Annotated in this window: 12 protein-coding genes; 9 read left to right on the forward strand and 3 right to left on the reverse strand. The window is 46.2% G+C overall.

Annotation, left to right across the window (positions count from 1 at the left end; translation table 11 throughout):
* Positions 1–66: 66 nt before the first annotated feature.
* On the reverse strand, positions 67–552 hold the full coding sequence (locus tag DDZ15_RS04380; RefSeq protein WP_109645272.1) for a YybH family protein: 486 nt from the start codon (positions 550–552) through the stop codon (positions 67–69).
* A 326-nt stretch (positions 553–878) separates the two neighbouring features.
* Here DDZ15_RS04380 and trpE point away from each other — a divergent pair, with 326 nt between their 5' ends.
* The 9 genes from trpE to DDZ15_RS04425 all read left to right on the forward strand — a co-directional run bounded on the left by trpE (position 879) and on the right by DDZ15_RS04425 (position 10,315).
* Positions 879–2,345 (forward strand): anthranilate synthase component I, encoded by a 1,467-nt coding sequence (gene trpE, locus DDZ15_RS04385; RefSeq protein ID WP_109645274.1) that lies wholly within the window; start codon positions 879–881, stop codon positions 2,343–2,345.
* 76 nt (positions 2,346–2,421) lie between these two features.
* The gene (trpS, locus tag DDZ15_RS04390; RefSeq protein WP_109645275.1) at positions 2,422–3,414 is read left to right on the forward strand and encodes a tryptophan--tRNA ligase; all 993 of its coding nucleotides are present in this window, start codon (positions 2,422–2,424) and stop codon (positions 3,412–3,414) included.
* Between the two features lie 283 nt (positions 3,415–3,697).
* A complete protein-coding gene (locus DDZ15_RS04395) occupies positions 3,698–4,288 on the forward strand; it encodes an anthranilate synthase component II (protein WP_109645278.1) in 591 nt (196 codons plus the stop codon).
* Positions 4,289–4,340: 52 nt separating this feature from the next.
* Complete coding sequence (gene trpD, locus DDZ15_RS04400; protein ID WP_109645769.1) at positions 4,341–5,390, forward strand: anthranilate phosphoribosyltransferase; 1,050 nt, start codon at positions 4,341–4,343, stop codon at positions 5,388–5,390.
* A gap of 48 nt (positions 5,391–5,438) precedes the next feature.
* Positions 5,439–6,248: an indole-3-glycerol phosphate synthase TrpC gene (gene trpC / locus DDZ15_RS04405; protein ID WP_109645280.1), complete on the forward strand. Its 810-nt coding sequence runs from the start codon at positions 5,439–5,441 to the stop codon at positions 6,246–6,248.
* Between the two features lie 54 nt (positions 6,249–6,302).
* A complete protein-coding gene (locus tag DDZ15_RS04410; RefSeq protein ID WP_109645282.1) occupies positions 6,303–6,968 on the forward strand; it encodes a phosphoribosylanthranilate isomerase in 666 nt (221 codons plus the stop codon).
* Between the two features lie 82 nt (positions 6,969–7,050).
* A complete protein-coding gene (gene trpB / locus DDZ15_RS04415) occupies positions 7,051–8,262 on the forward strand; it encodes a tryptophan synthase subunit beta (protein ID WP_109645284.1) in 1,212 nt (403 codons plus the stop codon).
* 96 nt (positions 8,263–8,358) lie between these two features.
* Positions 8,359–9,177 carry a tryptophan synthase subunit alpha gene (gene trpA / locus DDZ15_RS04420; protein ID WP_109645771.1) on the forward strand — a complete coding sequence of 273 codons (819 nt, stop codon included), beginning with the start codon at positions 8,359–8,361 and terminating at the stop codon, positions 9,175–9,177.
* Positions 9,178–9,196: 19 nt separating this feature from the next.
* Positions 9,197–10,315: a DUF4837 family protein gene (locus DDZ15_RS04425; protein WP_109645286.1), complete on the forward strand. Its 1,119-nt coding sequence runs from the start codon at positions 9,197–9,199 to the stop codon at positions 10,313–10,315.
* 49 nt (positions 10,316–10,364) lie between these two features.
* On the opposite strand, the gene DDZ15_RS04430 is transcribed toward DDZ15_RS04425, so the two are convergent.
* Both DDZ15_RS04430 and DDZ15_RS04435 read right to left on the reverse strand, forming a co-directional pair.
* Positions 10,365–11,330 carry a phosphoribosylaminoimidazolesuccinocarboxamide synthase gene (locus DDZ15_RS04430; RefSeq protein ID WP_109645288.1) on the reverse strand — a complete coding sequence of 322 codons (966 nt, stop codon included), beginning with the start codon at positions 11,328–11,330 and terminating at the stop codon, positions 10,365–10,367.
* A gap of 15 nt (positions 11,331–11,345) precedes the next feature.
* Complete coding sequence (locus DDZ15_RS04435) at positions 11,346–12,374, reverse strand: LacI family DNA-binding transcriptional regulator (protein WP_109645290.1); 1,029 nt, start codon at positions 12,372–12,374, stop codon at positions 11,346–11,348.
* Between the last annotated feature and the right edge of the window lie 19 nt (positions 12,375–12,393).

Below are 12,393 nucleotides of genomic sequence, written 5' to 3' on the forward strand. Positions count from 1 at the left end.
ATGTTGCGCAGTAAAAATGACATCATCATTGAGTCATTTGAGTCAATTTCACGCACCCGTATCAGCTCAGGATTCCGGCTGGTTATAAAAGAAATTTTCTATCAGCCAGTTGCCCGATTCATCTTTTTTCCATTGAATCAACGCTCTTGAGAGGTATGTCCACTCCTCACCTTCATTGTCAATCCAGTTAACAGAAAAGGTTGCATATTCAACTGCAAGATTGTCGGAGAATGAAATCGATTCAGTTTGATGAGAATACCGGCTTGACTGGTTTGAATCAAACAGCATAGAGTAAAACGCTGCAATGGATTCACGCCCTTCGTTCACCGGTAAACCGTTGGGCACGTGAAGGGCATTTTCCTTAAAAAGAGCTGCACAGGCAGCTGCATCTTCGCTTTCCCAGGCGTCAACAAATTGTTGCCAGTTCGATTCAATTGCAGCCGGGATGGAATCGGCATCTGTTTCCGTATCGGGATTGGATCCTGTACATCCACCAAAGAGAATTAAAGAGACGAGTACAAAAGGGAGGGTATATTTGAAAGTATAGATCATGACATTTCGGATTTGATTCACGAAAATTCACCTTAAGAGGCCGGTGATATTGATATGTCGAAGCTGAACTGCACCATTGTACTTACATTTTTGGATATCCTCAAAAAGACGGGCCTTTTTTTAATCATTTCCTCACTACCGGGTTGCATTTAGAATGTGGATAGCATAGCTTTGAACCCATGAGAAAAAACAACGTAAACAGAATTTGGTGGTGGCCCGGCCTGACATAAATGGCAGTGGCATACCTGTGATCTAATTACGTTAATAAAGGATTTTTTAAAACCCACTGCAGTTTCCTGGAGTGGGTTTTTTTATTTTCAGCATATATGAATTTTGAACAATTTAAAGAGCTTGCACAAAGCTATACAGCCATTCCCGTCTCGCGGCGTATGATGGCTGATGTACAAACGCCTGTCTCGCTTTTTTTATCTATTCGTGAAGAAGCCGTACGGCCTTTCCTGCTTGAATCGGTTGAAGGAGGAGAGCAGCTTGCACGGTACTCCTTTATCGGATGTAATCCGTACCAGTCATTGATCTACTCCAATGGATTGGTAACGCTGGAAAAATCCGGACGTAAAACGGAAACTCTTGACGAGGACTACTTCAGCGCGCTTAACAGGCTAACCACAGTTCACTCCGAACCGAAACTGCCCGATCTGCCCAGGCTTACAGGCGGGGCCGTGGGCTTTTCAGCCTACGATACGGTACGGCAGATAGAGCATCTGCCTTCAGTACCGGATGACGATCTGAGCCTGCCCGAAGCCATCTGGTGTTTTTATGATCAGGTATATGCTTTCGATCACGTGAAACAGCAGATCGTTCTGATGAATACCGTGTTTATAGATGAAAATACGGACCTGGAATCTGCGTTCAGCAAAGCAGAGGAATCACTTGATGAAATGGAAAAAGCAGCTATCCGTTCAGTAAGGACGCAGGGACGTTTTCAGCTTGATGCCGGCCAGCTCAGCAGCAATGTAGAAGAACCCCGATTCCATGAGATGGTGAACCGGTCGAAAGAGTATATATATGAGGGTGATATTTTTCAGGTTGTGCTCTCTCAAAGATTTCATGTTCCCTTCGAAGGAGACCGCTTTACACTTTACAGGGCGCTTCGGATGGTAAATCCTTCACCATATCTTTTTTTCCTGGATTTTGATGATTTTGCACTTGTAGGCTCCTCACCGGAGGTATTGGTGCGTGTTACGGAAAATGAGGTGCGTTTGCTGCCGATCGCGGGGACGCGTCCCAGGGGTGATACGCATGAGAAAGATCTGGAGCTGGAGCTCGACCTGAAGAATGATCCCAAAGAAATAGCCGAGCATGTTATGCTTGTTGATCTTGGCAGAAATGATCTGTCGCGAGTCTGTAAATCGGGCACGGTACATCTTGAGCGAAATCAGGCAATCGAGAGGTTTTCGCATGTAATGCACATTGTGTCGGATGTAGTGGGAGAAATTTCGCCCGGAAAATCCTCCGTGGATGCACTCATGAAGTGCTTCCCGGCGGGAACGGTGAGCGGAGCCCCCAAGATCCGTGCAATGGAGATTATTGATGAGCTGGAACCGACAAAGCGCGGCCCGTATGCGGGTGCGGTGGGTTACTTCGATTTTTCAGGCAACATGGATACATGCATTGCCATTCGGACGATGGTTGTGACCGAAGATTCGGTCTACATTCAGGCCGGAGCGGGAATAGTGGCCGACAGCGATCCCGCAAAGGAGTTCGAGGAGACAAAAAACAAGGCCGGAGCCCTTGTTGAAGCACTGAGCGTAGCACTTGAAATAACTAAATAACAGATAATGGTCGTGAGTCTTTAGAAATTAATTTCCATTCTATAGACTCACGACTCACGACTCACGACTAAATAACATGACCAAAGAAAAAACCATCCTTTCAGGCATTCAGCCATCAGGCAAGCTGCACATCGGTAATTATTTTGGAGCCATGCGTCAGCACATACGCATGCAGGAGGAGGGTGATGCGTTCTACTTTCTCGCAAATTACCACTCACTTACATCTGTTTCGGACGGTAAACGGCTAAAAGAGTACACACTTGATGTTGTCCTCGATTATCTTGCGCTTGGCCTGGATCCGGAAAAATGCACCTTTTTTGCACAGTCTGATGTGCCTCAGACTACGGAACTGGCATGGATACTCGGTTGCCACACACCGGTATCATTGATGGAAAAGGGAGTGGCCTATAAGGATAAAGTAGCCAACGGGCTGAATCCGAATATCGGCCTCTTCACATACCCGGTTCTTCAGGCTGCAGACATTCTTATTTACCATTCACACCTGGTTCCGGTCGGTGAAGATCAAAAGCAGAATATAGAGATTGCGCGAGACCTGGCCGGTAAACTAAACCGTGCCTATGATCGGGAACTGCTGATTATCCCCGAAGAGTATATTGTTAAAAGCGTTGCTACGGTGCCCGGTATCGATGGACGGAAAATGAGCAAATCCTACAACAATACCATTAACATTTTTGATGAAGGCAAGGTGCTGAAAAAGAAGGTAATGTCTATTCAGACCGACTCCACGGCACTGGAGGATCCAAAAGATCCGGACACGTGCAATGTCTTTGCACTGATCAGGCTCTTTGCCGATGACGATACCCGCGAAGAGATAGCCGGTAGGTACAGGGCCGGCGGATACGGTTATGGTCACGCAAAGAAGGAATTACTTGGCCTTATTGAAGGTTACTTTGCAGAAGCCAGGGATAGACGAAAAAAACTCACAGAAAATATGGATTACGTAATCGACGTACTGCGTGAAGGGGGAATAAAAGCCCGTGAACGTGCAGAGTCGGTAATGGAGCCCATTCGTGAAACAACCGGACTATTCAGAAGCTTTGAAATGTAGAAACTGGTAGCATGTATCAAATATCAGGTATCAGGAATCAAGACATTTATTCATTGTCTGATACTAAAGCAGTTTTTCAGTACTGTTGGAAAATCCCGGTCAAAAATCAGATTCGATCTTTTTAATGAATTTAAACAGCATTTTTTGGATTTCTATAAGCGAACCAAGCAATGATTCGAATTCAGTTCAGTATGAACCTGAAAAGTGAATTCACTTGCAGAAACACCCAATTATCAATACTCAATACCCAATACTCATTACACACTAGCTGCAACTCGATACTATGATTTTAATTATCGACAATTATGACTCTTTCACCTATAACCTGGTACACATTGTAGCCGGTGTAACCGATGAGTACCGTGTAATCCGGAACGATGATCTGACCATTGAGGAGATCCGGGAGTTAAAACCCAATAAAATCCTGATTTCGCCCGGCCCGGGCCGTCCCGAGGATGCAGGCGTATCCGAAGAGGTTATCCGTGAACTGGGTCCTGACATTCCGGTTCTGGGCGTCTGCCTTGGGCATCAGGCGATCGGACAGGTATTTGGAGCACGTGTGGTTCATGCGCCCAGCCTGATGCATGGTAAAACATCGGAAGTGTTCCACGACAGACAGACAATTTACGAAGATGTACCAGACGGGTTCACTGCAACACGCTATCACTCGCTCGCGCTCGACCCTGATTCCGTGCCGGAAGATCAGCTTACCATTACATCGACCACGAAAGACGGCGTGATAATGGGTGTTCGCCATAAAATCTATCCCATAGAGGGGATACAATTTCATCCGGAGAGTATTCTGACGGTTGAGGGACCAAAAATTGTGAGAAACTGGTTGCAGAAATCCCTTGAAAAAGCTGCAGTCGGTTAGAATCGTCACAGCAGATGTGAAGAAAGAAAAGTCAAATTTAAGAAGCGTTATCGTGTCACATACATTTACAGAGTATCTGGAAATCATCTCACTGGGTGAAAACCTCACTGAAGAACAGGCTATGGATGCAATGAAGCAGATTCTTGAAGGCCGTGTATCGGGTGAAGAGGTAGCTGCTTTTTTAATGGGAATGCGTGCCAAGGGAGAGACGGTTACGGAGCTTACAGGGTTTGTCAGACAGATGCGTGAGGAAGCCGTGAATGTGGATGTTGACACAGGAGGAGCCGTTGATCTCTGTGGTACGGGCGGCGACAAATCGGGTACGTTCAATATATCCACAGCCGCCATGTTTGTGGTGGCCGGGACCGGCGTGCCTGTGCTGAAACACGGAAACCGGTCTGTATCAAGTAAAAGCGGCAGCTTTGACGTGCTTGAGGAACTGGGAGCCGCTGCGAATCTACAGAAGGATCAAACCGAAGCACTTTTTAACGAGACGGGGATGGCTTTTATGTTCGCCCCCAACTTTCACCCCGCACTGAAATATGTTATGCCGGCCCGGAAAGCGCTGAAGCTTCGCACCTTTTTTAACATGTTGGGACCGCTGCTGAATCCTGCGGATGTCAGAAATCAGGTAATAGGAGCATTCAGCAAAGATGCTGCCGCACATATGATCCAAATTCTGGGAAATCTGCAAACCGAAAGTGCATTCACCCTCAGTTCGCATGACGGCCTGGATGAGGTAAGCCTGACATCTCAAAGTGAAATTTTTGAACTGAAGTCGCACCTTTCACGGGGTGCAACCACGTTTGATCCCCGCTCCCTTGGGTATGAACTGGTGGAACCGGAAGAGTTACTTGGCGGGGATGCGAAAGTGAACGCAGAAATTATTCGAAGTATTCTGAACGGCAGTTCCACAGAAGCACAGCGAAATATTGTTGAAATGAATGCGGCCTTTGCGGTACACGTTTCAGGTGCTGCCGGTACCCTCGAAGAGGCAAAAGCCAGGGCTGAAAAAAGCCTTGATTCCGGTGAAGCCGAAAAAAAACTGAACCTCTTTGTGAAAGAATCCAAAAAAGTTGAAAACCTGGTAAATAAACAATGACTGCTTCAACTTTTGCATATTTAGAATGACGTATTGATTGGCTGACAAATGAACATTCTGCAGAAAATTACAGATCAGACCCGGGAGGACCTTGGGAGACGAAAACGAAAGATCTCACTCAGGGATTTTGAGTCGTTCGAGTTATATGAAAAGCCCGGAAAATCTTTTAATGACGCACTGAGAAAGGAAGGCAGCGTATCCGTTATAGCCGAAGTAAAAAAAGCGTCTCCATCAAAAGGAATCATACGAAGGGATTTTGACCCTTTACATGTCGCTGAAGCATACGTTCAAAACGGTGCCTCCGCGATATCCGTACTTACCGACGAGCCATTTTTTAAAGGTTCTTTAACCTATCTGGAAATGATCTCAAAAATATCCCCTTTGCCGCTTCTTCGAAAGGATTTTATCGTGGATCCTTACCAGGTTAAAGAGGCAAGGGCTTATGGTGCGGATGCAGTGCTGCTGATTGCAACAATTTACGGGGGTAATCAGCTATCTGAACTTCTTTCGGCTGCAAAAGAATTTCAGGTGGAGGCACTGGTTGAGTTTTACCATGAGAATGAGATGAATGATGTTAATTGGAATGAAATTGATATTGCAGGTGTAAACAACCGCGATCTTTCTACGTTCGATGTTGATCTGCATCGTGGCGTAAGCTTGTTGCAGAAAACTCCTGATCACGTTGTCAGGGTATCGGAAAGCGGCATACATAAACCGGGTGACCTGAACGTGCTCTACAATAACGGAATTCACTCTGCCCTGATAGGAGAGCATTTTATGCGACAGCCCGATGTTGGCGAAGCCTTGAAAAAGTTACTGGCAGAGTTTGAGGAACTGAAATCCGACGCGTATAAGTAATTCAAAATGATCACAGGCACGCACCAAAAGCACTAAAAAAAGTTGTAAAAGCATATGTTCGCAGACCCTGAAAACAGAACAAAAGTTAAAATATGCGGGCTTACCACACTTGAAGATGCACGATTCTCTTCCGGTGCGCTGGCCGATTTTCTCGGATTCATATTCTATCCTGATAGCCCGCGTTATATTGAACCGGCGAAAGCAGGAGCCATCATCAACTGGATTGAAGGCCCGGATAAAGTAGGTGTTTTTGTAAATCAGCCCCTTGACGACGTGAACAGCATTGCAAGACAAACCGGAGTAGATCTTGTTCAGCTCCACGGAAACGAATCGCCTGAATATTGCGAACTTGTTGAAAAACCGGTTATCAAAGCTTTCCACATTACACCGGATAAATCGGAAGCCGATTTGAAAGAGGAGATAGAGGCCTATGCTGACATCGCAGACTACTATCTTTTTGATTCAAAAACAGACAGACTTTGGGGCGGAACGGGAAAAGCGTTTAACTGGCAAATTCTCAAAGGGATTACGGATGAAAAACCCTTTTTTCTTTCAGGCGGACTAAACACGCATAATATCAGTGAAGCCATTAAAACCGTAAAGCCGTTTGCTGTTGACCTCTCAAGCGGCCTGGAGGAATCGCCCGGACTTAAGGATTTTGACAAGATTGAAGCTTTTTTCGAGGAGATGAGAGGTATTTGGGAAGAACAGGAACTTTAAAACAGATTTGAGTCATGAGTATTGAGATGTAAGAGATCACCCCAATACTCATGACTCCGGACTCAAGACTCAAGACTAAACCATGAAATACACAGCACCAGATAAGAAAGGATATTTCGGAAAGTATGGCGGAAAATTTGTGCCCGAGATACTTATCCCGGCTCTCGAAGAGCTTGAGGAAGCGTACAATGAAACCCAGAACGATCCGGTATTTCAAAAGGAGTATCACGATCTGCTTCAGGAATATGTTGGCAGGCCCACCAAGCTCACCTATGCAAATCGGCTAACCGATCACTATGGACGTGCAAAGATCTATCTGAAGAGAGAGGATCTATGCCATACGGGAGCACATAAGATAAACAATGCCATCGGGCAGCTTTTACTGGCGATGAAAATGGGCAAAAACAGAATTATTGCTGAAACCGGTGCAGGTCAGCACGGGGTTGCAACAGCCACGGCTTGTGCCAAGTTCGGGTTCGATTGTGTGATCTATATGGGAGCGGAAGATATGGAGCGCCAGAAACTGAATGTGGACCGTATGCGTCTTCTGGGTGCTGAGGTACGGTCTGTAGAGAGCGGCTCCAAAACCCTGAAGGATGCAACCAACGAGGCTATACGCGATTGGGTAACCAACGTTGAAAACACGTTTTACATAATCGGATCGGTTGTAGGCCCTCATCCTTATCCAATGATGACCCGCAACTTTCACAGGGTAATTGGTGAGGAGACGAAAAGCCAGTTGCAAAAAATGGAAGCAAGAGATCCTGACTATCTTATTGCCTGCGTGGGTGGTGGGAGTAATGCCATAGGTTTTTTCTACCCGTTTATTGAGGATGAAAACGTGAAAATGATTGGCGTTGAGGCGGCAGGTCTCGGTGCAGATACAGATCAGACGGCAGCCACTCTTACAAAGGGAACACCGGGTGTGCTGCACGGTTCCATGAGCTATCTGCTCCACGATACAGAGGGACAGATTCAGCTTGCGCACTCCATCAGTGCAGGACTGGATTATCCCGGTATAGGTCCGGAACACTCTTTTTTGCACGACACAAAAAGAGTTCATTACTATGGTGTAACGGATCAACAGGCCATGAATGCGGTGAAGCTTGTATCGGAGACTGAAGGAATAATTCCCGCAATTGAGACCGCACATGCGTTTGCATACCTTGACACGCTGATGCCGCTTACCCAAAGGGATGAAATCGTGGTTGTGAACTGTTCTGGCAGGGGTGATAAAGACATGAAAACCATATCAGAGTGGTTCCGAAATCAACAGGGTCCGGCAGAGGGTTAAGGTGAATCCGTTTTAAACATCAATTCCGCTTATTTGCGAAATCATTCTTCAGGAGAATGTATTAAACCACTAAAATACAGGTATCAACAGATGGAAATGACCACGAAATCATCCCGTATACAAAACGTATTCGACAACCGAACGGGTGAGGAGAAAATCATGTCTCTTTTCATCACGGCCGGATACCCGGATCTGGAATCGACTGTAGACCTGATTCTGGGATTCGAAAAGAACGGTGCAGATCTCATTGAACTCGGAATGCCTTTCAGTGATCCGCTGGCCGACGGCCCCACTATTCAGTATGCCAGTAACGTGGCAATCAAAAACGGCATAACCATGAAGAGGATTTTTGACATGGTTCGTGCGGTGAGAAAAGAGTCGGATATACCGATTATTTTGATGGGCTACATAAACCCGGTGATACGATTCGGAGTGCAAGACTTCTGCAGGGAAGCTGCTGAAGCGGGTGTTGACGGTCTCATCATACCGGATGCACCCCTTGAAGAGTCATCCATTATTTCGAAAGAAGCCAAAGACAATGGGCTTGACATCATTTACCTCGTAGCACCCAACTCCACAGATGAGAGAATGAAGAGGGTGGATGCACAGAGCAGTGGATTCGTATACTGTGTATCCGTAACCGGTGTAACAGGTGCAAGAAGCGGTGAGGAGGTGGCTAAATCGGTAGAAAAATTTATCGAACGGGTGAAGGAAAATGTTAAAATAAATCCAAAGCTGGTTGGTTTTGGTATCAAAAGCCATGATGATGCAAAGATGATAGCCAGGGAAACCGACGGTTTTATTGTTGGCAGTGCTCTGATCGATGCTATCCGGAAAGACTATCCGGATCAAGAATGGATGGCAAACGTATTTGCGTTTGTGAAAGAACTCAAATATGGAAATATTGAAGGATAAACACTATTATAATACTAGTATGAAAAAAGCACTGTTTTTAATTCCTGTATTGGGGGCTTTTATTCTGGCTTCCTGTGAGAGTGATTACCGTCCGGCCTCTATAGGCAGCATGGATGAGATCATTGTTGTGATGGATTCCACTTCATGGGACAGCGAAACTGCTCTGGCGATTGAAGAAACATTTGGTGCTCCAATCCGCACAATACCCTATCCGATAGAACCGAAGTACAAACTCACCTACAGGGATTTTCGAACCAACGATCAGCTGGACAGGATCCAAGAGTTTAAGAACATCATTTTTGCAGCACCTATCGATTCAGAAAACAATATAGCCAGCTTTATCCGGGCTATACTGAGTGATGATGTGGAAAACCGTGTGCGTTCCGGCGACAGTTTCGCTTTTCCGCTGGAGGATCAGTGGATGAGGGATCAATGGACGTTAATACTCAGCTCAACCAGCGATCAGGAACTGGCGGAGAAAATAAGAAATGCGGACCAGTCCCTGGTCGGCCATCTGGAGTCAAGAAGCATCGACCGGCGCACAGCTGAAGTGTACAGAAGGGGAGAACAAACCGATCTGAATGAAATGCTTTGGGATAATTACGGATGGCAGGTAAGAATGCAGCACGATTACATCCCCGTAATTGACACAACGGATGCGGTTGTATTTGCAAGGTATCTGCCGGATAACAACAGAAGAATGTGGGCCTGGTGGGCCGATGAGATCAGTGATTTTTCCGTGGTTGATCAGGAATGGATCAACACAAAGCGTGATTCGCTGATGCAAATATATATGCAGGGAGAAAGAGACAGTTCGTACGTAACCACAGACTATCGCCGGCCAATTGAAATGACGGCCGTGGAGAGGGACGATCGAATTGTGGGATATGAAACGATGGGCATGTGGCAAATGGTAGGCAATTTTATGGGAGGCCCGTTTGTGAACTTCACCTACTTTGACCCCGAAACAGAGCGGCTGTTTATGGTAGAGTACTGGCAGTTTGCTCCCGGAGTAAACAAGCGCCGGTTCATTCGTCAGTTCCAGGCAATGGGACGGACCTTTGAGGCTGACTCAACCTGGAATACAAATCAACAGGATGAACAACCCGTCGCAAATGCAATATCGGTAAGAGACTAATTGGCGGTGCATTTACTCAGTAGACCGATTTGACTGATTTCGGGCAGTTTTACTTTTGATTCTCCAGATATGCCTTGAAAATCCCGTCAAGCGTTGTATCAAAGTCACTGACCGGAACCGGCGTAAAAGGCGACCCCGTTAAGGTAGAGAACAGTTCCGCATAGCGCTGATAAATACTCCATCGGAACGAATCCGGCAGGTCGGGCAGTGTTTGGCCTTCAAGGCCCTGAAAACCGTGTTCCATAAGCCATTCTCTGAGAAACTCTTTCGATAACTGTTTTTGGGGTTTGCCCTCCTCCAGTCTGCGTTCATATCCGTCAGCATAGAAGTACCTTGAAGAGTCGGAGGTATGAACCTCGTCAATCAGCGTAAGTTCACCTTTGTAGAGCCCGAATTCATACTTGGTATCCACCAGAATCAACCCCTGTTCGGCGGCTACGCGGGTACCTCTTTCAAAAAGCCTGAATGCGGTGTTGCGTATCTGGCTCCAGAGTTCCGGTTCAACGATTCCTCTCTCAAGTATTTCCTCTTCCGCGATATCCTCATCATGGCCTTCGGTTGCCTTGGTTGCGGGTGTGAGAATAGGCTCATTGAATTTTTCATGTTCTTTCATCCCCGGAGGCAGCGTTACACCGCAGAGTTCTCTTTTACCTGATTTGTAGGTGCGCCATGCGTGGCCCGTGAGATACCCCCTAACCACAACTTCGATGGGTATCAGGTCACAATTCCTGGCAATCGTCACGTTGGGATGCGGTACGTCAATAATATGTACAGGAACAATATCGCGTACCTTATCAAAAGAGAATTCTGAGAGCCTGTTCAATATCTGCCCTTTAAAGGGGATGGGCTGCTTCATGATGTGGTCAAAAGCCGAGATCCTGTCTGTGACCACAATTCCAAGAATATCCTCCTGCAGCCGGTAAACGTCTCTTACTTTACCGCGATAGGGCCGTATTGGAGTGGAGGCATGGGTTGATTCAATGCAATTCTCCAGAGCTTCCTGCATTTCTGCCATCTGATCAGTACAGATTTATGATTTTTTAGGGTTGTTCGTTGAATTTCGAACCACGAGAACCGGGTCGATAGTTGTCTGTACTTTTTCGTCGGATGGATGGCGGATAATTTCAGCCAGGCGTTTGGTGGCCATCACGCCTACGGAGTACATTTTTTGATCAATGGTGGTTAGATCCAGGTATTTTGTAAACTTGATATTGTCGTAACCCATCAGGCCGATATCATCCGGAACCCTGATGCCAAGTTTATTTAGAGCGTGATAGGCACCAATGGCCTGCGTGTCATTTGAACAGAATATGGCATCCGGAAAATCACCAAGCTTGTCATATTTGTAGATGGCTTCAAATCCGGCCTCTTCCGTAAATCCTGCATGTTTGGTGCTGTCGCCCGATAGAATAAATTTCTCTTCAACCGGCATTTTGAACTCTTTCATGGCATCCAGAAATCCAATTTTCCGGTTATGCGATGCTTTTGTTTTAATGGCAGGTTCAACCAGGCCGAGACGCTTATATCCCTGTTTAATCAGGTGCTCCCCGGCCATAAATCCGCCCTTCAGGTTATTGAGTTCGAAATAGTCGTAGTTGGGATGTGAACTGCCAATCAGTACAATCGGTACACCGGAGGAGTCAAGCTGCTTGTGGATATCATCATCAATGTCAATGCTGATGGTGATAATGGTATCGGCCGTTCCCCGGTTAAAAAAGTTTTCAATTCCTTCCTTGGGGTTTTTGGAGCCTGTGTTGTAGATCACAATATCCAAGTCCATTTCCGCAATCTCATCCTTTACCCCCTTAAGAACCTCATTGTAGTAGGGTGTCGTAAATGATGGAACGGCTATTGCCAGCATCTGAGGTTCGCGGCTGGCAAGTTTTCGCGCACTCACCTGCGGACGAAAATTCAGCTCAGCAATAACTTCATTAACCTTATCCTTGGTCTTTTTTGATACGTTCGGTGAATTATTCAGAACCCTGGAAACGGTGGATATAGCTACCCCGGCTCTGTTGGCTACCTGGTAAATGGTAATTTTTTTATTTTTAGCTTTCATCAGGTTAGAGGGCTTGACG

Source organism: Rhodohalobacter mucosus, from assembly GCF_003150675.1.
In the GTDB taxonomy this organism is placed as follows: Bacteria; Bacteroidota; Rhodothermia; order Balneolales; family Balneolaceae; genus Rhodohalobacter; species Rhodohalobacter mucosus.

What these genes read in the sequence shown, in the direction of transcription:
- DDZ15_RS04380 (WP_109645272.1), bottom strand. Translation starts at nt 552, where the DNA reads ATGATCTATACTTTCAAATATACCCTCCCTTTTGTACTCGTCTCTTTA.
- trpE (WP_109645274.1), top strand. Translation starts at nt 879, where the DNA reads ATGAATTTTGAACAATTTAAAGAGCTTGCACAAAGCTATACAGCCATT.
- trpS (WP_109645275.1), top strand. Translation starts at nt 2,422, where the DNA reads ATGACCAAAGAAAAAACCATCCTTTCAGGCATTCAGCCATCAGGCAAG.
- DDZ15_RS04395 (WP_109645278.1), top strand. Translation starts at nt 3,698, where the DNA reads ATGATTTTAATTATCGACAATTATGACTCTTTCACCTATAACCTGGTA.
- trpC (WP_109645280.1), top strand. Translation starts at nt 5,439, where the DNA reads ATGAACATTCTGCAGAAAATTACAGATCAGACCCGGGAGGACCTTGGG.
- DDZ15_RS04410 (WP_109645282.1), top strand. Translation starts at nt 6,303, where the DNA reads ATGTTCGCAGACCCTGAAAACAGAACAAAAGTTAAAATATGCGGGCTT.
- trpB (WP_109645284.1), top strand. Translation starts at nt 7,051, where the DNA reads ATGAAATACACAGCACCAGATAAGAAAGGATATTTCGGAAAGTATGGC.
- trpA (WP_109645771.1), top strand. Translation starts at nt 8,359, where the DNA reads ATGACCACGAAATCATCCCGTATACAAAACGTATTCGACAACCGAACG.
- DDZ15_RS04425 (WP_109645286.1), top strand. Translation starts at nt 9,197, where the DNA reads ATGAAAAAAGCACTGTTTTTAATTCCTGTATTGGGGGCTTTTATTCTG.
- DDZ15_RS04430 (WP_109645288.1), bottom strand. Translation starts at nt 11,330, where the DNA reads ATGGCAGAAATGCAGGAAGCTCTGGAGAATTGCATTGAATCAACCCAT.
- DDZ15_RS04435 (WP_109645290.1), bottom strand. Translation starts at nt 12,374, where the DNA reads ATGAAAGCTAAAAATAAAAAAATTACCATTTACCAGGTAGCCAACAGA.